Here is a 22,544-nt window from a genome sequence, read left to right on the forward strand (position 1 = left end):
CTCCGTGGGTTTTCTGAAAACTAATGTATCACAACAAAAAAATTAGTAAAATGAAAAAGCCCCGCCCTGAAAAGGGCGGGGCTTTTTGTTCGTGTTAGTTATTAGCTCGCTCTACATAATCTCCTGTCTCGGTATTCACTCGGATAGTTTCACCTTCTTTAATAAAGAGGGGAACATTCACGGTTGCGCCATTCTCCAAAATCGCGATCTTATTCGCACCGCTTGAGGTATTGCCTCGCACTGCATCAGGAGCTTCTTTTACTTTGAGTTCCACTTTGATAGGGAGCTTCACTCCGATAATCTTTTCATCAAAAACCATCGCTTCAATAGTGGAGTTAGCTTTGAGAAATCTCCCGCCAGGGCCGATCATGTCAGCTGCAAGCTGGAATCGCTTTGAGGGGTCGTTTACCTCGCAGAACCAGTACTCGCCCTTGTTCAAATAGAGGAATTTTACATCCTTGTAATCAATTTCCGCCTCTTCCACCTTATCTGTGGTGTGGTAGGAAACTTCCGTTACTCGGCCGTTGATAAGGCTTTTGATCTTCACAGCATTCACCGGCTTTCGCTGTTGTTTACGGAAAACGTGAGAATCAATCACTTCAAAAGGCTCACCATCGTGAATAATGTATTTGTGAACTGTCGCTTCGTTGTATTCAAGCATTGCCATGGGAATAGGGTAGGCTTAATTCGTAATGCCAAGAGTTTACAGGAAAAACAGAAAAAGTCCATTAAAAACTCAAACCCAAGCCTTTTTGAATCCGCCGAGTTTGAAACCGGATTTCAGAAAAGGGGAAGTGCACTTGTACACTCGAAAGCTCCATAAATCGACGTTTCGATAACTCCAAGTATTAAGAAAAAAAGCACTACACTAAGAAGTCCATAGGCAATGGACGTCGGTATATCTTTTCTCGAAGAGAACATTCCAAAGAAAACTATACCTAAACTCAAACAAGCAGCGAACACTGGCCAACTTGCACAGGAATGAAAAAAGAATTCTATACTTAAGAAAATCAATGACAATAATCCTCCAATAACTATCACTATCTTGCCTTTCATAAATATGCACGTGAATTACATTCCTCTAATAAACTACTCTTCCTTCTCTTCTGTACCCGTTGTCGGAGCTCCGTGCATCAAGAGGTAATTCTCATCAGCGAGATTTTTTGTGATTTCTTTGAGGATCGCTCCAGAGACTTTTTTGTTTTCTTTCAGAAATTGCCTTGTTGCATCATATCCTCGTCCGAGCTTTTCCTCGCCGTAGTTGTAGGATGTTCCGCTTTTTTTGATGATTCCCATTTTCTCTCCGAGTGCGATAAGTTCGCCTTCACGAGAAATTCCTTCATTGTACATAAGGTCGAATTCTGTTTGTTTGAATGGTGCCGCTACTTTATTCTTTACTACCTTTGCTCGCACGCGTCCTCCGACGATTTCCTCACCTTTTTTGATCTGGGCGATTCGGCGGATATCGATTCGTACCGATGTGTAGAATTTGAGCGCCTTTCCTCCCGGAGTTGTCTCTGGATTTCCAAACATGACTCCGATCTGCATTCGGATTTGGTTTATGAAAATGACGATGGTCTTTGAGTGGGCGACAATAGCGGTCAATTTGCGGAGCGCTTGCGACATAAGTCGAGCTTGCTTGCCGACGTGAGATTGTCCCATGTCTCCTTCAATTTCGTCTTTCGGTGTAAGAGCAGCGACAGAGTCGATGACAATGACATCGATCTTTCCGCTTCGCACCAGCGATTCTACAATCTCGAGCGCTTGCTCTCCTGTGTCCGGCTGTGAAAGAAGAAGCTCTTTGATGTTTACGCCAAGCCGAGCAGAGTACTGTGGGTCCATCGCGTGTTCAGCGTCGATGAATGCGCAGATTCCGCCTTTCTTTTGCGCCTCTGCAATAACGTGAAGCGAGAGGGTGGTCTTTCCAGATGATTCGGGGCCGAAAATTTCGATGATTCTTCCTCGAGGAAGTCCTCCAATACCAAGTGCTGCATCAAGCCCGATAGAGCCGGTAGAGATAGCGTCTACGCTCACTTTAGGCCTGTCGCCAAGCTTCATGATCGCCTCATCGCCGAATTTGGTGCGAATCGCGTCCAATGTGTCTTCAATATTCACCCCTATCTGTTTTGCCTCCTTTTTCTCCTTTTTTACGAATGCCATGTGTTTGTATGATCTGATAATGATAATAAAAGCTGTCGTTACAATCTTCCACTATTCTATCAAACGCTCGGTTTACCCGCCATAAATTTTTTCGTATTTAATTTACGGCGGGTTTGTAAACTATTTGCAAAATTTTCTCTGCTGTTTTCTTAAATTGGTTCTCTACGCGGATTTTTATGATATTCAGTCCAGGCATAAGTACCCGCTCTTCTTTGAAGTTTCCGGCTTCGTCCATAACAATCGGATTATCGTCGAGAGAAATATTTGTCGCGTCGGACACTTGTCCGGAAATAGTAATGGTCGAAGAGGCAACGGTCTCTCCGTCAATGGGGGAGGAGATTCTGATCTCGGGCCCGCTTAAAAGTTTTCTTGATTGATACCCTGCGTAGCCGAGAAATCCTGCCAAGAAGAGTATGACAAGGATCAATTTCACATAGAATTCTATCCCACGTTTCATTACAGTAGTTCTTTGGGAGTGGCTTCTTCCGAAGTATCGTCTTCTCCGATTTCTTCTCCTGCATCACTCGCGTCTCCTCCCATTACTTCTCTGGCCTTTGCTCCGCTTCCCGCGCCGATTACTCCGTTTTCTTCAAGCATGTCGATGAGGCGCGCTGCTCTCGCATACCCGACTCGCAGTTTCCTTTGGAGGTATGAAGTGGAAGCTTTCCCAGCTTTGAGCACTATCTCGCGCGCCTCTTCGTAGAGAGGATCTTCGTCGGCAGGATTTTCACCGTCTTCGAGATTAGAAGAAAAGGCAACATTTTTTTCAAGAGCTTCCGGAGAAAGGTTTATCTCGTTCGGCAATTCATCTTTGTATTGATCGACGATAAATTTCACCACATTCTTCACTTCGCTTTCTGAAATAAAAGGAGATTGAAGCCGGAGCGGTTTGGACATTTCTCCTGAAAGATAGAGCAGGTCTCCGGCACCAAGGAGTTTCTCTGCTCCTCCCGTATCAAGAATGGTTCGAGAGTCAATTTGCGACGAGACCTGGAGTGCTACTCGAGCGGGGATGTTCGCTTTGATAAGTCCTGTGATGACGTCTACCGAAGGACGTTGGGTGGAAAGTATAAGGTGAATTCCAACAGCTCGGCTCATTTGCGCGAGGCGAACAATAGACGCTTCAAGTTCTCGTGGATAGGTGGTCATGATGTCAGCGAGTTCGTCGAGAACAATGACGATATACGGCATTGTTTCTGGGAGCTGACCCGATTCGACTGGAGCTGTTTCGCCTTTATGTGCTTCCAGCATTTTTTTCTGTGCTGGAGCAAGGATATTTTTATGGTATGACTCAATGTCACGCACAGACTCCGCCTCAAGAATGTCATAACGGCGATCCATTTCTTTCGCTGCCCATTTGAGGGAGAGGATGGCTTTCTTCGCTTCGGTAATTACGGGAGTGAGAAGGTGGGGAATTTTGTTATACAAAGTGAGCTCAACACGCTTCGGGTCTATCATAATAAATCGAAGGCTTTCAGGAGAGTTCCGGTAGAGAAGGGAAGTGATGAGCGCGTGGATCGCCACTGATTTTCCAGAACCAGTCGAACCGGCGAGGAGGAGGTGTGGCATTTTTGCGATGTTTCCAAAATGTGCTTTTCCAGAAACGCTTTTCCCGAGGCCGACGAGAAGAGCTTTTTCAGAAGACTGAAATTCTTCCGTGCCGAGAATGGTCCCAAGTCCGACAGTTGTCTTATCGCGGTTTGGTATTTCAATTCCAACGAGCGATTGGCCGGGAATCGGTGCTTCGATACGGATGCTTTTTGCTGCAAGCGAGAGCGCAAGATCATTCTGAAGTGCGACGATCTTCGAGAGCTTTACTCCTTCGGCGGGCTTGAGTGAATATCGAGTGACCGAGGGGCCGATCGATATTTCATCCATCTCCACAGTGATTCCAAAGTTTTGGAGGGTTCTTTTTATGATATTCGCATTCGCTTTTATATCTCCCACTCCAGGCTTTCCCTTGTCCTCCTCAAGAAGAGAGAGTGGGGGAGGGGTGAAGGGTCGCATGCTTATGTATGACTTATGAGGAGCATCCATTTCCTCCTTTACTTTTCGCGATAGTGGAGGAGTGTCTCCGGGCTTTTCAATTTTGTAAACCTTCTCGGCGTCATCATCATTTGGCACTTCTTTCGCGAGCTTCATCCGCATTTCGTCCTTTTTGGTGAGTCCAAGCACGCTTACCTTAACTTCCTTCTCCTGCACCTCTCTTTTTTTGAACAAAGAAACAAACCAAGACCACTGAAGCGGAGTATCGAGAATTACGAGAAGGGAAATAATAATGACCACAAAGAGAAGGAAGACGCTTGCGTAGAAGTCAAAAAATGTAAGGAATGGGGTTGAGACGATTTTCCCGACGATCCCAGCTCGAAAAGGAGCGAGGAGATCGAGGACTCCGAGACCTGCGAAAAAGAAAAAGAGCGAACCAAGTATTCTCGAAAGGACAAAATGCCCGGTAGCTTTTTTGATCGAAGAAAATCCGAGAAGGATAAAGAGAAGGGGAATAAGAAAATATCCGATGCCGAGGAGGAAGGCGAAGAGTTCATAGATTGCTTTGCCTACGGGCCCGGCTTTATCCGCACTCGCGAGCAAAAAGAATACAGCTATAGCAAAAAAAACAAGACCAAGTATTGTTTGGGAGGTCTCTTCCTTTAATCGCAAGGAAGATCTTTTTTCCTCATTTTTTTTCGCCATAATTCTCATCATCATATCATATTTTCTTTTTCTTTTGGCGCGGATTTGCTTTATAACTTTAAAACTTTACAACTTTATAACAAAATCTCGTCAATAGACGGGTTTGTTTGTCCGATATATAATGGACACTAAGAATCAGAAAAAAATCTCCAAAAATCTCCAAAAATTGATAAAGGACAGGTAAGGGAAGTGTAAAAGACAATAAAAGACACAAGAATGGAAGAAAAAAACAATAGTAATTCAAATAACCGAAGTTACGATTCTTCACCCAGGAATGAAGAAAATAAGGGATTTTCGGGTAATGAGATTAAAACGCAAGATGGGCACTTTGATTTCTTGTCTCAGAAGTCTCAAAGACTTTCCACTGCCCTTTATATGCTCACTAACCTTTTTGAGCAAAACGACCCTCTTCGTTTCAAGCTCCGGGAGATGGCCGTAAAGCTCGTATCGGACACAATGTGTCTCATACATTTATCAATAAAAGAAAGAGATCAGAAAATAAAAACAACATATTTTCTCGCGACAGAGATACTCTCTCTGTGCGAGATTGGTTATGCATCCGGAATGATGTCGGAGATGAATCACCTCATCTTGAAGAAGGAATTTGGGCTTTTTACAGAGACTTTGCAGTCGAAAAGAGTTCGAAAAGATGAAGAAAATACTTTCACTATTCCAAGCAATTTTTTCAGCGTGAATGAAATATCGGACAATCATTCCGGGACGCTTCTGAAAGGAGGCAGTTTCGAAAAGGATATAATCAAGAATCTTTCCACGGGAGACAAAAGACCCCTCTTGGGTTATAAAGGACATTATAAAAGACATATAGATGTAAAAGACAATAATGTCCTTTATAAAGACATCCAAAGGACAGCGCCTGCTGTTGATAGAAGAGAAATGATATTAAAGGCTTTTAGAGATAGAAAAGAAGGCTCGTTGACCATAAAAGACATTGGGGAGGTTATAAAGGACTGCAGCGAAAAAACTATTCAGAGACAGCTCATTGATATGGTTAAGAATGGTGTCCTAGAGAAACATGGCGAAAGACGATGGAGTTCTTATTCTATTAAGAAATAGGATAGCTTAGAATAAACATCTTGATTGCGCGCTCCCTACCATACATGTTCAAAAGTGATCTTGGTCACAATTTACTCTGTTCTACGTCATTAAGGGTAGTCATACCCTATTTGGATTGACTTTAAGCCCCTAAATGAGTAGAATCATTGAATGTTGAAATACAACAAAAAAAGGGCCACATAAGGCCATTTTGGCGTTTTTCAACAATCCTTCTACGGGTGGTTTAATAAGGTCTTATTTTGGGGAAACTGCAGAAATCAGTTATCCACATAAGCCTTATTTTACAGCTACGATATGGGGATATATAATTGAGCGGTGAGATAATTTCGCATTCAATTTGCGCAATTTATCCGGATACTGTTCTGTTATATTTGTCCGAGAGAACGAAACAGATCATTGACATTTTCATAGAGAGTCCTATTTACAGAATTCCTTATTCTTCCACTCTTTCTATATGAAAGAGGGACACGACATGTTTACGGTAAGTATTTCAGACCAAAATTCGTTAACTACTTTTTTCATCTTGTGTCGATATATGAGATGGGGAAAATAGTGTAGTTAGAGAGAGTGCTTTGCAAGAAATTGCAAAGTTACATATTGAATCATTATCGTTTCCGCATTGAAAAATGTTGAGACGAGATTGATTAAAAGCGCAAATGCATTTTTAGTTCTTAAGTCGAGACTGAAATGTGTTTCGCACATTACGCAATCAGGAATAATTTTTTTCTTCATTCATTATTAATAATCTGAAGAGAAAGGTATTTCCAAAAAATTAATAAAATATGAATTATAAAACAAAGAGAGTAGTTGCAGGAGTTCTCGGTTTGGCAATGGCAGTCTCAATGGTTGCTGCTGCTGGAGGAGCTCTTACAGCTTTGGCTTCGTTCGACGTAAACCTTACTGTCGGCTCAACAGGAGCAGATGTAACGGCACTTCAAAACTGGCTTATTGAGAACGGATTTCTCAGTATCCCAGCTGCGACTGGCTACTTCGGTCCTTTGACCCAATCAGCAGTTGCTGCTTATCAGACAAGTGTTGGTATTACACCAGCAGCTGGTTATGTAGGTCCAATCACTCGAGCTAAGCTCAACGCGGGCGGTTCAGTTTCTGGAAACTTCCCAGCAGGTTGTACAAGCGCTTCAGGTTACAGCAGTGTAACAGGATTGCCTTGCGCACCGATTGGTTTCCCAGCAGGATGTACTTCAGCTTCAGGATTTAGTTCAACAACTGGACAGCCATGTTCGGGTGGTGGATCTTTCCCAGCAGGATGTACTTCAGCTTCAGGATTTAGCACAACAACCGGAATGTCATGTTCTGGCGGTTCATCAGGAGGTGGTTCACTTTCTGGTGGCGCAGGTGAAATAACAGTAACTGCTAAGACAGCTGGTACAGAAACCACTGTTGGCGAAGGAAAAGAGGAAAAGGTCCTCGGTATGGAGATAGAGGCTGATGATAACTCTGATGCTGAAATCACTTCTATGCGACTTATCGCTACTGTTGACACCGATGGAGCAACAAGATTCAACCGATATGTTGACGAAGTAAAGGTATATATGGGAAGCAAAGAGGTAGGTTCATTGGATTCATCTGATTTCTCACGAGATGCAGCTGAATTCACTGGAACCATTTCTCTCCATGGTGCCGTCGTACAGAAAGGCGAGAAAGTTCGATTCTATGTCGCTTTTGTCGCTAACAACATTATTGATTCTGATGATCTAGACAATACGATCAATCTCGTCGTAAGTCGAATCCGATTTACTGACGCTACAGGAGCAATCCTCACAAATGAGGACATTGATACTGATGATGTGACCGTATCTTTCGAAGACGCAACAGAAAGTGATGGAGCAAAGGTGCAATCAGACTCTTCTACACCTGATGCACAGATTTTGAAAGTTGAAGATAATAGTAGTTCAGAAGAATACCATATCTTCTCATTCAAGATTAAGTCAGACTCAGGCGCATCTGATATGGAGGTCACATCGCTTCCTATCAACCTCTCAATCTACAACGCATCTACTACAGCTATCAACACGGAAGACTTGATTGATGATATGTATGTGATGATTGGTGGAAAGAAGTATGATGATTACACATTCGACAACACAAGTATTGCTACAGCTAGTACAGAGACCGCTATAGCTACCTTCACCATAGACGAAGGAGATCTAACAGTTGACGGTGGTACTACTGAGCAAGCTAAGGTGTACGTCAAATTCGGTAGACAAGAAGACAAATACGCTGCTGCTGATACAACAGTTACAGCTTCTGTCGTCGGTTCTACTATTGACGCAGAAAACTCTAACGGTGATACCATTGACTTGACTGGTACTGTCACTGGAAAGACAATGACAGCTGCTATTTCTGCTGCTGAAGTCACAGACTTCACTTGGGCAGTAGGAACTGGCGGAACATACATAGACTTCTTCTTCACAGTAACAGCTGGCGATGAAGACTTCGATGTTCTTACAGCAAGCATTGCTTCTTCTACATCTGGTAATGCAACAACATCTTCTGGAACTCTCACAAAGAGCTCTGGCGATGATGTAACTAGCATTTCAGGAGGATTCACTGTCGCTTCTGGAGATACAACAACGTTCAAAGTTAGATACTTGGTAACAGGTTCTAACGGAACAATCTCAACAGTAACGATTACTTCTGTGGCTGGACAAGAGGTACCTGACAACAAACAGGAATCTCCTACAGCAACAAGAAACGTTTACTAATCTCTTGTGACTTATTGGGCCCAAAAGCCTAATGAGATGATTACAAAACCGCCCTTCGGGGCGGTTTTGTTTTGTCTGGTTTCTCATATAAAGTTGGAAAGGCCTTAAAAGCCCCGCCGAGCTTGCTCTCGGCGGGGCTTTTTTGTGGATGTTTTCTTCCGAGATGGATGGTACACTATTCGTATGTGGAAATACTTCGATAAGACCTTTTTTAAGTTTCTGATAGGTTTTTTGGTCATTCTGACCGCCAGTTTTCTCCTCCTCATTTTCACCAACGCCTATAAGATAAAAATCGAAGCGCAATCCCAATTCGCCAATCCTCCTTTAGTGCAAGATCAATGAGACGGCGAGGGTTACAAATTTTTCTCCTCATTTTTTCTTCTCTCTGCATTTTCAATATAAACTCTGTAAAAGCGGAGACCGTCATCACCGATTCAGAAATTTCTGTCGATACCACATGGACAAAAGTAAATAGCCCCTATATTATTTCAGGCGATTTGATTATCGATTCAGGCGTGACTCTCACAATTGAACCAGGAGTTATTGTGAAAATGGAAAACAGCGCTTTGTATGTAGATGGGAAAATCGTCGCGGAAGGCACTGAAAACGAGAAGATATACTTCACCTCGTTTGCAGACGATTCTCTCGGAGGAGACACGAATGGCGACGGTGCTCTCACGACACCATCGGAATTCGATTACGACGGCATCAGGTTGTGGGGAAGCGACCCTGGATCACATTTCTCTCATGCAGTTTTCCAGTATGCTTCAATAGCTCTCGATTTCGATACCACTACTGCCACACTGGATGCTGTCTCCATCGAGCATGGCAATGGAGGAATCTCTGCCTTTAATGCAGATATTTCTCTTAAAAATTCTCATCTTTTCGATCTTTCATTTGATGCAGTTGATGGATATGGCGCGAGTAAGATACTCGTTGCTTCAAGCATTATCGAAGATCTTCAGGGCTCTGCTTTTGGCATGTATAACGACTCGATGCTCATACTCAAAGACTCGACGATAAAAAATCTTCAAGATGGAACTGGTGTGATCTTATTCGATTCTTTTGCGGATATTCAAGATTCGACTTTTGAAAATATTACTCGGGATGCGGTGGGTGTCTACAATTCGAAGCTTACTTTCAAGGATTCTTCAGCCAAAGATAATGATTGGGGTTCTGCAATTTATGCGCAAGGCACAAGCGATGTCACCATTTCAGGAAGTTCATTCGACGGCGGTTTCAATTCGGGCGTTGAATTTTATGGAAACAGCTGGAGCGGACAACATTCTTCTTTTTCTGTATCAAACTCGACTTTTCAAAATTATCTTTATGCCGGAATAAGTGCGGGGGATATTGTTTCCGGGAGTATCGCTTCAAGCACAATTCAGAAAAATTTTATCGGTCTTGATGTGTGGAATATCCCGTTGCTCATAAGCGGAAGTGCAATAAAAGAGAATGATCTTCTGGGACTTTGGAATGAATCGGATGAAAAAGTAGTTGATGCAAAAAATAACTGGTGGGGAGATGTAGGAGGCCCGTACGAAGAAGTTGGGAATCCGCTTGGATTTGGAAATGAGGTAATGGGAGCTGTTAATTACACGCCATGGCTTAGCGAAGATCCATTTTTAGTAATAGAGCCGGAGTGCTGTTCAAGCGTTGCATTTTTGCCGGGAATCGAGGGAAGTAGGTTGTATAAGCAGGGCCTGATTTTTGAAGACCAGCTTTGGGAGCCGAATTACTATAGCGATGTAGAGGCTCTTCATTTAGATGCAAATGGAAAAAGCAAAGACCCTTCGGTTTACACAAAGGACGTTATTGATAGTGTAAATATTGCGGGTACAAAAATTTACCGAAGTTTCATGGATGAGATGGATGGTTTGAAAACCGCAGGCACAATATCAGATTGGGAACCGCTTCCGTATGATTGGCGGCTTTCCGCGGATGATACGGTGGCGAATCCTGTGAAGCTCGCAGGCGGGGGTACATATTCGATGGTTGCCCAAATTGAAAATCTGGCGGCAAATTCGAAAACGGGGAAAGTCACGCTCATCGCGCACAGTATGGGAGGAATTGTAAGCAAAGCGCTTATCAAAGCACTTGAGGCAAAAGGGGAGGCGGGACTTATCGATAAGTTAATTCTGGTCGCCTCTCCGCAGATCGGTACGCCACAGACAATTGGTTCGCTTCTGCACGGATACGGAGAAGAACTTTTCCACGGACTTCTGGCGGGCGCAGCCACAATGCGAACATTTGGCGAGAATCTTTCCGGAGCGTATCAGCTTTTGCCTTCTGCAGAATATTTTACAAAAGTGTCGGATCCGGTTGTTACATTTGATCCATCAATCGATACCGTTTCAGATTTCAGACAAAAATATGGAGAAAGTATTTCCACCAAAGCAGGACTTCAGAATTTTCTTCTTGGAGCAGATGGCAGAGCAAAACCATCGGCAGAAGATATTACCTTGCCGAATATTTTGAATTCTACAATTCTCACAAATGTAAATACACTTCATGACAATATCGATTCATACCAAATTCCGTCGGACATTGCAGTAACGCAAATTGCCGGTTGGGGATTGGATACGATAAAAGGAATTAAATATCAGACGAAAGATGTAACAGTCTGCGCCGATAAAGGAGCCTGTCAGACGAATAAAGAATTGGACATGCGACCAATCTTTACGGAAGATGGAGATGGGACGGTGGTGGTGCCAAGTGCGGCGAAGTTGAATACGAGTAAATATTTTTTTGATTTTCCCCTCTATAACTCGCAATTTAATATATCTCTTGAACATAAGAACATTCTCGAGTCTTCTGTAATTCTCGATTTTCTAAAAAACAAAATTATCGAAGCGACAAGTTCTGCTGATTTCATTACTTCCACAGAACCAGATCCAGTTGATCTTGGCAAACAGATTCGTCTTTCTGGTCACTCGCCGATTTCACTAGATCTCTATGATAGCGACGGTCATCACACGGGCCTTATCTCTATTCCTAATTCAGATTTTAATTACGCAGAAGAACAAATTCCGAATAGTTATTATTTTGAACTTGGCGATGGGAAGTATGTAGGATTCCCAGATGATAATTCCACAAATGTAAAAATATCTGGCACTGGTATTGGAACTTTTACCCTCGATATTGAACGAGTGGTAGGAGGCCAGACAACCACAACTTCTTCATACGCGGATATTCCCGTTTTCCCAACAACGCAAGCCTCTCTTCTCGTATCTGCGACTTCCACCACGCTTTCACTAGATCTCGATGGGAATGGTGCAGTGGATTTCAATCTAGCTCCGACGCAAGAGCTTGATTCAATCGCGTATTTCAAAGTAATGAAGAATATCATTGCTTCTCTCAACTTATCTCCTGGCGTTACCAAGCCTCTTCTTGCTAAAATTGATAATGCGATAAAGATGCTTCAGAAAAGCAAGGTGTCAAATGTCCAGAAAAGAATTTCTAGTATGTTGCATCAGATAGAAATAAAAAATAAAAAGAAAGTGAATAAAAAAATTGATTCTATCGACGCACAATTCTTGGTTACTATGCTTACTAATTTATTAGATAATCTCCCAAAATAATGAGTCATCGAAAAATTCTAGGGACACTGGTAGTCATAATAACTTTATTGTTTGGCATCGGTTTGTCATTGATGTATCCGAATAATATTGGATTGTGTTCTATTGGAGAAAGGTGTGTTTACGATTCAGTATTTTATCTCTGGAAACCTCTACTCTTCAGTCTAATACCTGTTCTTTTAGTATTGATCTTATTCCTATTTCTTTCAGATAAATTTTTCAATATTTGGTGGAAATTTGCCCTTGTTTATTTTATTCTCGCTTTTTTGTGGATTTCGACAACACCCATAATGTGCCGCAGTCTTATCTGTTTTGACCGTGAATATGTGGCGATAGTTTCTGGAGTCGGATTTCTTATCGTTAGTTTCATTATAATCATTACAAAAACTGTTCTTCTTCGCAGGAAAAAGATTTAAAACTCGTACCAAACTTTTGCGCTCAAAGGTTCTTTGTTTGGGTGGGTGAGCGTAGTTAACATATGTTAACTATTGCAATCTTAGTTAACATAGCATATAATCGACCCATGGAAAATAAAGGAACCAAGAAACTCTTATCGACCGCTGAAGTGGCTAAAATCCTTGGAATTAGTCGTGTTGCTGTATTTAAGAAGATTCAAAGTGGTGAAATAAAAGCCCAAAAAATCGGCCGAAATTATGTTATCGAAAGCACTGATTTGAGTGCAGCTCTCGGTGTTATTTTATCTCCTGAAAGGAAAAAAGAGATTGAGAAATCAGTTGACAAAACAGTGAAAGAATACGGTGAAGCTCTCAAGATGCTGGGTAAAGAATAATTGCCATGAGAATACTTTCAGTCGCCGATGTTGAATATATTGGTTACGATCTGGCAAAGAAGCTTATGGCGTTTGATGAGCCCATTCCCGATTTTGTCACTCGTTATCCAGATGTTTTGGAACGATGTCTTATTGCCCCTTTCCAAACATATGATAATCGAGATTTGTATCCGACCCTCATAAAGAAATCAGCCATTCTTTTTTATCTCATGATTAAAAATCATCCTTTTCAAAATGGGAATAAAAGAATTGCTGTAGCAACATCACTTTTCTTTTTAGCTGATAACGACAAGTGGCTCAAGATAAGTAACCAAGAACTTTACAATTTTGCAAAATGGGTAGCGGAGAGTAATTCAAACTTGAAAGATGCGACAGTTGATGCGGTCGAAAAATTTATTAGTCTGTACATAGTTGATTTATATAATTGATTGACTAGCCCCTCTTCATTTAATGGATACAATGAAAAACTTACTTATCATTTGTGGGCAGGAGGGGGCGGGGAAGTCTACTCTTGCTAAAGCTATTGTTCCTCATTTGAAAAATGGGGCTGCTTTTGACGCTGAAAATATCTTGCAGGTGAATCCTTTTGAATTTGATGAGAATTTTCAGAGTTTGGCACTGGAAAACAGCCTTGACCTCATTCATAACTTTTTTGAAGGCGGGTATGAGAATGTGGTTGCTGGAAGCTTTCTTATCGACAAAACGCATTTCGATGCGTTCAAAGCAAAGCTTCAATACGAGCCGAAAATTTATATACTGATGCTGACTGTCGAAAAGGGAACACGGGACGAGAGGAGAATGAATCGAGACAAGAAGACAACGAAAGAATGGATGGATTTAGTGGATAGTAAATTCTCTCTGGAAACTTCGCTAAAAGATAAAGCTGATGAGAGTTACACTTATTTTGAAATTGATAATACTAAACTAGATGTCGCAGATACAATTTCACTTTTGAAACAAAAAATTCCTCAGTTTTTTTCATAGGAAAAGATCCAGTTGAAATTTTGTGAAAATGGTTATATTCTGCAGTTATGTATCACAATATAGCCCCAGACATCTTCAGGAAAAGGCTCATTATAGAAGGCAGATATAACTCGAAGATCACGAGCCTCGATTTCCTATACAACTTCCTTCTGGAATTCACCGAGCAGATTAAAGACGCAGATAATATCATTAAAGGTCTGCGAGGACCCTTTGTTTTTGACTACGCATATAATGCCAAAGTTCATAAAGATTCTTCTTACGACGGATTCATCATTTGGAACGAAAATGAGGTCAGCACCTATATTTGGAACAACACAAATTTTTTTACGGTAGATATTTATACTTGTTCGGATTTTGATACGAATAAGGTAATCGATTTTGTGAGCAAGAAATTTGAATGCACTGAATTTACTTGGCATGAATTGCCCCAACTCGGGCCATTTCCAGAAAATGAGGATGTTGAAATAAAGAAGTTATCCGGACCGATGGGCTTCGGCCTTTTTGCGAAAAAGTTTATTCCAAAAGAAACCTTTATTACATATATAGATGGCGAAGTGGTATATGGGGAAAAAGAATCAGATGTTGCAAAGACTCATAAAACTGCTGGCGATTATGTTGTTCCATTTCATAAAAATTTCTACAGAAATGCTTTTAACTCCAAAGCTGTCACAATAAATCATTCATGTGATCCGAATTGCTATGTGAAAGATTTGTTCTGTATGTATGCGATGAGAGATATACAAAAAGGGGAACAGCTTACACAGTCATACAGCTTAATTTGTAATAGTGACTGGAAAGTTCCGGGAGGGAAGTGTCACTGCGGTTCAAAAAATTGTCATGGAACTATATTACCCTGGCGTGATTTATCGAAGGAAGAAAAGATCAAATATTTGCCCTACACGTCAGACTGGATTCTTTTTGAAGAAATGAAGAAACAGGGGTTTGTTGAGAAATTGAGGGATTTGTTATAATGTTCAAATATCTTTATGTGGAAAAATTTAGCTCCAGATTTAGTAAGACAGAGGGTTGTTATTGAGGGGACCACAGAAAAAATTGTGGAGCCGGAGCAGATAAAAGAGTATTTGCTTAAGCTTGCCGATGTTACCAAAATGGAAGTTCTCTCTGCACCCGAAGCACATTCTGCGCACGACATGGGTTATGGTGGTTGGATACATTGGAAATCTTCTGGTGCTGCATTCTATTCTTATCCAACAAATCCTCCTCTTTTCACTGTTGATTGTTACACTTGTAGACCATTTTCAGCAAAAGAAGCTGCAGAATTTACCCGAAAGTATTTTAATGCTATTGAAATTGTCTTCAAAGAGGTTGAGGTTTAGAAGATTGACTAATCCCGTATTCTCCGTATACTAGCTCTCATAAGGCCAGAGACAAGAGGCAACCCTGGAGAAATGGGGTAGAAGTCCTCTCGAGGTTATAGGTATCACTTTGTGATATCTTTCCAACTATTATCTGCCTTACGGTCGATTTTTTTGTTTTTAAACAAAAATTACTTATGCCTATTACAAAAGCGAAGAAGAAGGAAATTCTTACAAAGCTCGAAAAGTCTGTGAAAGACTCGCAGTCTCTTGTCTTTGTAAATTTCCACGGAATGACGGTGGCAAATGTCACTGAACTCCGAAAGAAGCTCACCAAAGAGGGAATTGGCTACACTGTGGCTAAGAAGACTTTGATGAGAAAAGCTCTTGAAACTGCTGGCATCACTGGCGAACTTCCAGTGCTCAACGGTGAAGTGGCTATCGCATACGGTGCAGATGCTATCGCTCCAGCGCGGGAGATTCTTGTATTCCAGAAGAAATTCGACAAGAAACTTTCGATGCTCGGCGGAGTGTTTGAGAAGCGATATATGAACCAGTCAGAGATCATGGGCATTGCAACTATCCCTGGCAGAGAGCAGCTTCTCGGAATGTTTGTCAATGTTATCAATTCTCCGATTCAGGGATTTGTTGTTGCATTGGACGCGATTGCAAAGAAGAAGACATCCTAATTATTATTTATTATTACAAACATGGAAGATACAAAAGTAGAAGTTCCGGCAAAATTCCACGCACTCGTAGAGAGCGTTGAGAAGATGTCTGTTCTTGAATTGAACGAACTCGTGAAAGTATTGGAAAAGAAATTCGGCGTATCTGCAGCAGCAGTTGCAGTCGCTGGACCAGCCGCAGCAGGACCTGCAGCGGAAGAGAAATCAACGTACAATGTTGAACTCAAAGATGCTGGCGCACAGAAGATTGCTGTTATTAAAGTAGTGAAAGAAGTTCTTGCTCTTGGACTCAAAGAGGCAAAAGACCTCGTAGACGCTGCTCCAAAGATGCTCAAAGAAGGAATGAAGAAGGAGGAAGCAGAAGCAGTGAAGAAGAAGATTGAGGAGGCAGGTGGTAAAGTAGAACTCAAGTAATGGGTATTACTTGAGTTCTACTTTACGGCCGGAGGCGCATGGGCGCCGAGGCGGGTGAGGAGTGGGTTGGGACCCGCTCCGCAAGACCTTGAGCGTTTTGTAATCAAAATGTGAAAGGTGTACAGAACCTGTAAGGTTCGCGGAAATTTCCGAACATGGGTGAGGAAATTATCTGTGACAGGTTGAGTTGAAATAATTCAAATATTGGAAACCAGCAAAAAACCGCCTTTGGGCGGTTTTTTGCTGTGTATTGACACAACGAAAAAAACGTGTAAAATAGACGGCTGTTTTTGTACGGGATGAAATGGGGGTGGGTCAAAAGGACAAGGAGAGGACAAGCGTGATCAGGGATAAAGATATGTACGCGAAGTATCCACATTTGGACCCTAGTTACCATCGTAGGGAAGCCAAAGAGAAAAGGGCAAACCAGGCCGCGAACAGCAGGCCTACCGATGACGGGAGAACAGTCCATTCTGGTATTCCCACCGAGGTAATGGCAGACGTCAATCCTCCAAGGGGTAGCGTTACCACTACCGCCACGACACTGCCTCAAGCAGTTTCGAAGGACGCAGTTCAGTCAGTTTAGCGGCATTCCCACATGCCGCTTTTTTCATTTGTAAAAATCAAGAGAGGAATGATAGAATACGCCTATGAAAATTCTTGAAAAGATGTTTGGAAGCGCTGGAAAGGTCAAAATTATGCGCCTTTTTCTTTTTAATCCCAAACGCGTCTATGAACAGAGCGAAGTGTCTGACAGAGCAAAAGTAAATCCGAAAAGTGCGAAAAAAGATATTGTCCTTCTCGAGAAAATGGGGCTTTTAAAGAAAAAAGTCGGGTTTAAGCTCGTGCCGGCAAAATCAAAGCGAAACAAAGGCAAAATGAGCCAGAAGAAGTTTATGGGCTGGATACTGAACGAATCTTTTGCATATCTCATTCCGCTTCAGAATCTCCTCATCAACCTCTCTACTATTAAGGATGAATACATTATCGAGCAAATTCAGTCTTCAGGGAAAGTAAAGCTTATTGTTCTAGCTGGCATTTTCATACAGGATCCTGGGAGCCGAGTTGATATCCTTGTAGTGGGGGATAAACTCAAGAAAAAGAAGCTTAGTGCCACTATGAAGTCTCTTGAGGCAGAAATAGGTAAGGAATTGCGGTATGGAGCCTTCGAAACTACTGATTTTAAATACCGAATGGACATGTACGACAAGTTGGTAAGGGACATTTTAGACTATCCTCATAAGAAAATACTCAATAAAATGGCTATGTAGGGTCTTTTTCGCCTAATTGCTTTATCCACAGATACAGCGCCCCAAGAGGGGCGCTGGTGTTATAATAAAGGCGTAAATTCAAAGGTCGTTTTATCAAGGTCGAGTTCTTTTCTAACATTATTAGTAGCAAATAACGCTTATGCGAACACATAAGCAATCGTTTTCAGCCGTTTTCTCAAAATGGCTTAAAAATACACATGATATTAGATACATGGCGAACAGTATTGTCACAGTCCTTCGTTGATTTGTGGCTTGGCGTAGTGAACTACGTTCCAAATCTCGTTGTAGCGATCGTTATTTTTGCCGTAGGATGGTTCCTCGGTTCTTTTATTGGACGAGTGATCGAGCAAATTTTCAAGTCAATCAAGCTTGATAACGCTCTTCGAAGCGCTGGAGTAGAAGAAGTTATCGAACGGGGCGGGATGAAGCTTAATTCCGGAGCTTTCATTGGAGGGTTGGTAAAATGGTTCATTATTCTCGCTTTCCTTGTTGCTTCATTTGACGCTCTTCACCTTGATCGAGCGACAGAATTTCTCCGATATGTTGTTCTCATAAAGATTCCTCAAGTTATCGTTGCTGTCCTCATTCTTATGGTGGCAGTTGTTATTGCTGAAGCGATTCATAAGATCGTCGTTGTCTCTGCAAAAGCTGCAGGACTTCACTCAGCAGCACTTGTTGGAAGCGCAGCAAAATGGGCTATTTGGGTCTTTGCTGTTATCGTAGCACTCTCTCAAGTTGGAATTGCTGATGATTTCCTCCTCACTTTCTTCCAGGGAGTAATCGTCGCTATTTCAGTTGCACTTGGACTTGCCTTCGGCCTTGGAGGTCAGGACGCTGCAGCGAAATATATTGAAAAGGTTCGGGGTGAGATTTCACACCGAGGATAAGAAATTTAAAAATTTCTCGAAAACGCCCCGCCGAGAATACGGCGGGGCGTTTTTCGTTTCCTTGTTTAAGATCGAAAATGGCGTATTATGGAATAGAAGGCATATTACTTATAGAAGAATTTATTTATATGAAAAAATATCTTGTAGCCGCGGTTTTCCTTATTACAATTTTCTCATTAGCGCCGTCAGGAGCTTCCGCGAATATCTATCCAGCAGTCTGTTTTCCGGGCGATTTGTTTAACTCAATGACAGGTGCTCCATGTTTCGGTAACCAGATGGTTTGCAAGACGGGAGATCTTTTCAACATTCTGAATGGCACACGATGTCCTGTGAATAGTTATCTGACAGCTCAAGCTGAACCGATCATTATCACCAATGTTGAGTACTCGCCGGCGTATCCTAAGGTGAATGAACTCATCACTACTCGCGTGACCATTCTTAATAATAGTTCTACTGATTACAATATTCCTTTTCAGGTCAATGTGGGAGGTACTGTCGCCAATGTTCCTTATTTAGCTGCGGGTGTCCAGAGAATAGTCACTGTGCCCAATGCTTTTTCTTTCGGAACTCCTGGTACTAAGACTTTAAATACCATCATCAATTATCCAGTTGTCAGTCGTCCTGGCGAAGGGAATGGGGGTGATATGTTTACGAACACGCTCACCTTCACTTCCGGGAGCACTCAATCTTCCACAAAATACGATATGCCCGTCACATCGCCTACAAATACCAACGAATCATGGGCGATTGGTGACAACCACGTTATTTCTTGGAACTATCCAGACGAGCTGGCAGGAAAAACAGTCCGGCTTAGCGTTTCGCTTGTCGACCTTCCGCAAACCTCTTCTTGGGCTATTTATGGTCCGCAGTCTTCTAGTGTTTCTCTCTACACGCCAAATAGTGGCCAAGTAGCATGGTCTCTTCTTTCTCAATTGGTGCCCGCTGGAGGCCAATACGCAATTCTTGTTTCTGCTTATGACCCATCGACAGGAATAACACACAAAGGATTGAGCGGACCAATGACAGTAAATCAAACAAGACCTTTGATTTCTTCTATCCGACCAAGCTCTGCTTCAGCTGGTTCTTCCGTGACTATTCGTGGAAGTAATCTTGCTTATGTGCACGATATCCAATTAACCGGTACCGGCAATACAAGTTACGCTGCTGATAATATTCCTGTAGATTCTGGTTCAGGCGATGGATCGAGAGTCACGTTTACTGTTCCATATATTATTGCAAGTACTGGTGCTCTGCTCCCAGCAGGTACGTATGACGTAACAGCTAACAGTCCGTATCTTGGTACGAGTAATGCTCTGCCGTTTCGAATAACCGCGCCGACAACTCAATGCGGTTCTATCCGTATTACTTATCCAAGTGTTACAGGAAGCGGTGTGTGGGCAGGAGGTCTCTATACTCTTAGCTGGGATGGTTTTGACCCTTGTTCCGCTTCGCAAAGTGCAATGTTTAGCATCTATCTTGTTGGTGGTCCAAATGGAAGCAACTGGTCGCGATTTCTTGGAACTGTTTCGGTTTACAGAAATTCAACGGATGTAGTCATTCCATCTGATGTTCCTGCGGGAAGTGGTTATGAGTTTCAGCTAAGCGGTCCCGGTGTGAGCGGAGACAATAGCAATTCTTTCTCAATCTCTTATCGTTAATGACAAAATATTTTCTTTTAGCTATTTCTGTGGTTCTCATCATGTCTCCGCAGTTTGTCTTTGCGCAAAGACCTGAATGTGCACCAGGTGATAGGTATAGTTACCTAACCGGAGCACAGTGTTCGACGAGCACTATACGAGGATGCACAGCTAGCACTGCTTTTAGTCCTTTGACTGGTGAATCCTGCGCTCATGGAGTGCCGGGATTGGAAGGTTCGATGATTGTTATGTCGCCAAATGGAGGAGAAGTATGGAATCAGGATATTGAGCAAAGAGTCTCTTGGCTGTACGGTTACTACGGTGGGATTGGTATGACTGGAAATGAAAAAGCAACCGTAAGCGCGGTATTTTCTGATGGGTTTGTGTGTGAAATCGGTGAGACTCTAGTCAATATCGGCTGGTTTAATTTTACTCCCAAGAATGTTATGTGTTTGAACGACACAAGCAAAAATCTCCGCTCCGGGGGGCAATTTAAGATCCGACTTCTTGTGAAAGATACAGCTGGAAAACAAATTGCAAATGATGACAGCAATGCTTCGTTTACAATTCTCGGTTCGGCAGTTCATTCTGGCTCAAAATTCTGGATCGATAGTGTCACTTTGAAAGATCAATTTAAAACTAGCGAACTTATTTCTTTCAGCAATTTGGTTGGAAAAGAAGCTGACGGCACTTTTGCGAGACGCGAGGAGGGATTTAATGTCCAGTGGTCAGTTCTGACTACCAGGATTCCAGCGATAGGAGAATCTATTTATGGACAGTCATTTAATGCCGATTATGACTCTCTTAACTCTGTTTGGTATGCGAGTGCGAATAGCACAACTCTTTCTCCAGGAGAATATTCTTTTCATGTCGGTCTGTATTGCGGACTTATCAAATCTCCCTGTACAGATAAGTATGGGAGCGAAGTGGCCAGTCTTGATAAAAATATTATTGTGACTCGGTAGAACGAAAAAATGCCCCGCCGTATTCTCGGCGGGGCGTTTTTGTTTGACTTACTTTTCGAAAGTGATACAAAGAGGAGGGAAATTTGTTCTAGCCATTCAACGCTTCTACAGGAAGCAATCTGCTCCAGATTTGAGGAGAGGGAGGGCGGCATGAAAAACAAGCGCATGATGCGTTCGCTGATTTTCCAGACGTTCATCGTGGTCGTTGCCAAGAAGTCGGATATGCTTCTGCATATCTGGAATGAGGTACTGCCCACAAGTCATAAGGAGGAACTTGAAGTCCGGCGCTCAGAAATTGCTGAAAAACGCTTTGGCAAAGAGTGGGAATTGTTTGTCATCACGAAGATTCTCACTCTCGTGAGAAGTTACGGGGAAGAGTTTGAGTTTTGGATGGTCCTTCACCGAGCGATCCAGCAAACTCACGGCAAGGCGCGCGGGGAGCACTTGCGACTGCTCGGAAAGGTGGCGGAGATCATCGCGCAGTATCGACTTGGAAATATCGACGCCGAAAAAGTTTCTGTCTTCTCCAAGTTTCAAAATCCGTGGGCGCCGATAGAAGGTCCGAGGGTTCTGAATCCGTGGGATGAAGATCTCCTCATCCAGTCCGTGTTGGAGATTCTTGTTGCCATATTGCACCAAAAGATAAGAGCGGAGCATCTTCAGCGTTTCCTTGGACGGAAGGATCCATTCCCCCAAGTTTATCGGCGGCCAATCTTGAAGAAGAGGTTTGCTCGCAGTCATTAGATTCATTTTCGTTCAGGCATTCAGGCGTCCTCCGGGATGCCTGTTTTTTATATTTCAGCCTTGAAAAACAAGGATTTTTGGAGAAATTTGGCTCCTTGTTGACAGCTTTTTCGTTTCCTATATACTAATACGGATTCCAGAAAATATGGTAAAAAACACTTATTGTAAGCGGTGCTAAACAAGAGCTTTTTAAGCTGTTGCCTAGCCCGTCTCAAAACGGGTTTTTTCTTTCCAGAACGACTGACTGCTTGTCAAATAGTCTCTTGAATCTCGTCGATTCAAGCAAGACTTATCCCACCACAGCAACCTCTTTATTGAGGGTCTTTTCAGACTGTTGGAGGTGGAAGGTAAAATATCTGTTCGGTGATTTAAATGTCACAGAACAGGTTAACAAAAAGTATTTTCATCGTGTGAAAACACAATGAAAGAAGAAGTTAACCCTGTTAAATGTCACGCCTTTGGCGTGATTCCGCTTCGCGGGATTTAACAGGGTAAAGTGGTTAATTCATTTCCTAACAGGAAATGAAGAGTATATGGTGGATGCCTTGACTGTAAAAAGCGATGAAGGACGCAGTTTGGCTGCGATAAGCTTCGGGGAGGTGCCTAGCAACCTTTGATCCG

19 protein-coding genes and 1 rRNA gene are annotated in these 22,544 nt (G+C 42.4%); 16 read left to right on the plus strand and 4 right to left on the minus strand.

Annotated features, from left to right (window positions below):
- Positions 1–94: 94 nt before the first annotated feature.
- The 4 genes from PHS53_02285 to PHS53_02300 all read right to left on the minus strand — a co-directional run bounded on the left by PHS53_02285 (position 95) and on the right by PHS53_02300 (position 4,851).
- Positions 95–667: a hypothetical protein gene (locus PHS53_02285; protein ID MDD5356954.1), complete on the minus strand. Its 573-nt coding sequence runs from the start codon at positions 665–667 to the stop codon at positions 95–97.
- 422 nt (positions 668–1,089) lie between these two features.
- Positions 1,090–2,160: a recombinase RecA gene (recA, locus tag PHS53_02290; GenBank protein ID MDD5356955.1), complete on the minus strand. Its 1,071-nt coding sequence runs from the start codon at positions 2,158–2,160 to the stop codon at positions 1,090–1,092.
- 97 nt (positions 2,161–2,257) lie between these two features.
- Positions 2,258–2,617 carry a hypothetical protein gene (locus PHS53_02295; protein ID MDD5356956.1) on the minus strand — a complete coding sequence of 120 codons (360 nt, stop codon included), beginning with the start codon at positions 2,615–2,617 and terminating at the stop codon, positions 2,258–2,260.
- Positions 2,617–4,851 (minus strand): DNA translocase FtsK, encoded by a 2,235-nt coding sequence (locus PHS53_02300; protein ID MDD5356957.1) that lies wholly within the window; start codon positions 4,849–4,851, stop codon positions 2,617–2,619. The genes PHS53_02295 and PHS53_02300 overlap by 1 nt, the downstream gene beginning before the upstream one ends.
- Positions 4,852–5,067: 216 nt before the next feature.
- Here PHS53_02300 and PHS53_02305 point away from each other — a divergent pair, with 216 nt between their 5' ends.
- The 16 genes from PHS53_02305 to PHS53_02380 form a co-directional block, all read left to right on the plus strand.
- Positions 5,068–5,925: a hypothetical protein gene (locus tag PHS53_02305; protein ID MDD5356958.1), complete on the plus strand. Its 858-nt coding sequence runs from the start codon at positions 5,068–5,070 to the stop codon at positions 5,923–5,925.
- 782 nt (positions 5,926–6,707) lie between these two features.
- Complete coding sequence (locus tag PHS53_02310) at positions 6,708–8,651, plus strand: peptidoglycan-binding domain-containing protein (GenBank protein MDD5356959.1); 1,944 nt, start codon at positions 6,708–6,710, stop codon at positions 8,649–8,651.
- Positions 8,652–8,989: 338 nt separating this feature from the next.
- Complete coding sequence (locus PHS53_02315) at positions 8,990–12,232, plus strand: right-handed parallel beta-helix repeat-containing protein (GenBank protein MDD5356960.1); 3,243 nt, start codon at positions 8,990–8,992, stop codon at positions 12,230–12,232.
- A gap of 520 nt (positions 12,233–12,752) precedes the next feature.
- Entirely contained in the window at positions 12,753–13,019 is a 267-nt protein-coding gene (locus PHS53_02320) for a helix-turn-helix domain-containing protein (protein ID MDD5356961.1), read from the plus strand.
- A 5-nt stretch (positions 13,020–13,024) separates the two neighbouring features.
- Entirely contained in the window at positions 13,025–13,447 is a 423-nt protein-coding gene (locus PHS53_02325) for a type II toxin-antitoxin system death-on-curing family toxin (GenBank protein ID MDD5356962.1), read from the plus strand.
- A 22-nt stretch (positions 13,448–13,469) separates the two neighbouring features.
- Positions 13,470–14,003, plus strand: coding sequence for a hypothetical protein (locus PHS53_02330; GenBank protein MDD5356963.1), 534 nt, complete (start codon positions 13,470–13,472; stop codon positions 14,001–14,003).
- 47 nt (positions 14,004–14,050) lie between these two features.
- On the plus strand, positions 14,051–14,974 hold the full coding sequence (locus tag PHS53_02335) for an SET domain-containing protein-lysine N-methyltransferase (GenBank protein ID MDD5356964.1): 924 nt from the start codon (positions 14,051–14,053) through the stop codon (positions 14,972–14,974).
- A gap of 15 nt (positions 14,975–14,989) precedes the next feature.
- Complete coding sequence (locus tag PHS53_02340) at positions 14,990–15,340, plus strand: S-adenosylmethionine decarboxylase (protein MDD5356965.1); 351 nt, start codon at positions 14,990–14,992, stop codon at positions 15,338–15,340.
- Between the two features lie 176 nt (positions 15,341–15,516).
- Positions 15,517–16,008, plus strand: a complete 492-nt coding sequence (rplJ, locus tag PHS53_02345; GenBank protein ID MDD5356966.1) for a 50S ribosomal protein L10 — start codon at positions 15,517–15,519, stop codon at positions 16,006–16,008.
- A 21-nt stretch (positions 16,009–16,029) separates the two neighbouring features.
- Positions 16,030–16,419 carry a 50S ribosomal protein L7/L12 gene (gene rplL / locus PHS53_02350; protein MDD5356967.1) on the plus strand — a complete coding sequence of 130 codons (390 nt, stop codon included), beginning with the start codon at positions 16,030–16,032 and terminating at the stop codon, positions 16,417–16,419.
- Positions 16,420–17,069: 650 nt separating this feature from the next.
- Positions 17,070–17,690: a hypothetical protein gene (locus PHS53_02355; protein ID MDD5356968.1), complete on the plus strand. Its 621-nt coding sequence runs from the start codon at positions 17,070–17,072 to the stop codon at positions 17,688–17,690.
- 197 nt (positions 17,691–17,887) lie between these two features.
- Positions 17,888–18,577: a hypothetical protein gene (locus tag PHS53_02360; protein ID MDD5356969.1), complete on the plus strand. Its 690-nt coding sequence runs from the start codon at positions 17,888–17,890 to the stop codon at positions 18,575–18,577.
- A gap of 128 nt (positions 18,578–18,705) precedes the next feature.
- The gene (locus PHS53_02365; GenBank protein ID MDD5356970.1) at positions 18,706–20,235 is read left to right on the plus strand and encodes a hypothetical protein; all 1,530 of its coding nucleotides are present in this window, start codon (positions 18,706–18,708) and stop codon (positions 20,233–20,235) included.
- The gene (locus PHS53_02370) at positions 20,235–21,179 is read left to right on the plus strand and encodes a hypothetical protein (protein ID MDD5356971.1); all 945 of its coding nucleotides are present in this window, start codon (positions 20,235–20,237) and stop codon (positions 21,177–21,179) included. The genes PHS53_02365 and PHS53_02370 overlap by 1 nt, the downstream gene beginning before the upstream one ends.
- A 150-nt stretch (positions 21,180–21,329) precedes the next feature.
- Positions 21,330–21,923 (plus strand): hypothetical protein, encoded by a 594-nt coding sequence (locus tag PHS53_02375; protein MDD5356972.1) that lies wholly within the window; start codon positions 21,330–21,332, stop codon positions 21,921–21,923.
- Positions 21,924–22,436: 513 nt separating this feature from the next.
- Positions 22,437–22,544: ribosomal RNA gene (locus tag PHS53_02380) — 23S ribosomal RNA — on the plus strand; the annotation flags it as partial.

Source organism: Candidatus Paceibacterota bacterium (assembly GCA_028714635.1).
Classification (GTDB): domain Bacteria; phylum Patescibacteriota; class Minisyncoccia; order Phycocordibacterales; family JAQTLZ01; genus JAQTLZ01.

What these genes read in the sequence shown, in the direction of transcription:
- PHS53_02285 (MDD5356954.1), bottom strand. Translation starts at nt 667, where the DNA reads ATGGCAATGCTTGAATACAACGAAGCGACAGTTCACAAATACATTATT.
- recA (MDD5356955.1), bottom strand. Translation starts at nt 2,160, where the DNA reads ATGGCATTCGTAAAAAAGGAGAAAAAGGAGGCAAAACAGATAGGGGTG.
- PHS53_02295 (MDD5356956.1), bottom strand. Translation starts at nt 2,617, where the DNA reads ATGAAACGTGGGATAGAATTCTATGTGAAATTGATCCTTGTCATACTC.
- PHS53_02300 (MDD5356957.1), bottom strand. Translation starts at nt 4,851, where the DNA reads ATGGCGAAAAAAAATGAGGAAAAAAGATCTTCCTTGCGATTAAAGGAA.
- PHS53_02305 (MDD5356958.1), top strand. Translation starts at nt 5,068, where the DNA reads ATGGAAGAAAAAAACAATAGTAATTCAAATAACCGAAGTTACGATTCT.
- PHS53_02310 (MDD5356959.1), top strand. Translation starts at nt 6,708, where the DNA reads ATGAATTATAAAACAAAGAGAGTAGTTGCAGGAGTTCTCGGTTTGGCA.
- PHS53_02315 (MDD5356960.1), top strand. Translation starts at nt 8,990, where the DNA reads ATGAGACGGCGAGGGTTACAAATTTTTCTCCTCATTTTTTCTTCTCTC.
- PHS53_02320 (MDD5356961.1), top strand. Translation starts at nt 12,753, where the DNA reads ATGGAAAATAAAGGAACCAAGAAACTCTTATCGACCGCTGAAGTGGCT.
- PHS53_02325 (MDD5356962.1), top strand. Translation starts at nt 13,025, where the DNA reads ATGAGAATACTTTCAGTCGCCGATGTTGAATATATTGGTTACGATCTG.
- PHS53_02330 (MDD5356963.1), top strand. Translation starts at nt 13,470, where the DNA reads ATGGATACAATGAAAAACTTACTTATCATTTGTGGGCAGGAGGGGGCG.
- PHS53_02335 (MDD5356964.1), top strand. Translation starts at nt 14,051, where the DNA reads ATGTATCACAATATAGCCCCAGACATCTTCAGGAAAAGGCTCATTATA.
- PHS53_02340 (MDD5356965.1), top strand. Translation starts at nt 14,990, where the DNA reads ATGTGGAAAAATTTAGCTCCAGATTTAGTAAGACAGAGGGTTGTTATT.
- rplJ (MDD5356966.1), top strand. Translation starts at nt 15,517, where the DNA reads ATGCCTATTACAAAAGCGAAGAAGAAGGAAATTCTTACAAAGCTCGAA.
- rplL (MDD5356967.1), top strand. Translation starts at nt 16,030, where the DNA reads ATGGAAGATACAAAAGTAGAAGTTCCGGCAAAATTCCACGCACTCGTA.
- PHS53_02355 (MDD5356968.1), top strand. Translation starts at nt 17,070, where the DNA reads ATGAAAATTCTTGAAAAGATGTTTGGAAGCGCTGGAAAGGTCAAAATT.
- PHS53_02360 (MDD5356969.1), top strand. Translation starts at nt 17,888, where the DNA reads ATGATATTAGATACATGGCGAACAGTATTGTCACAGTCCTTCGTTGAT.
- PHS53_02365 (MDD5356970.1), top strand. Translation starts at nt 18,706, where the DNA reads ATGAAAAAATATCTTGTAGCCGCGGTTTTCCTTATTACAATTTTCTCA.
- PHS53_02370 (MDD5356971.1), top strand. Translation starts at nt 20,235, where the DNA reads ATGACAAAATATTTTCTTTTAGCTATTTCTGTGGTTCTCATCATGTCT.
- PHS53_02375 (MDD5356972.1), top strand. Translation starts at nt 21,330, where the DNA reads ATGAAAAACAAGCGCATGATGCGTTCGCTGATTTTCCAGACGTTCATC.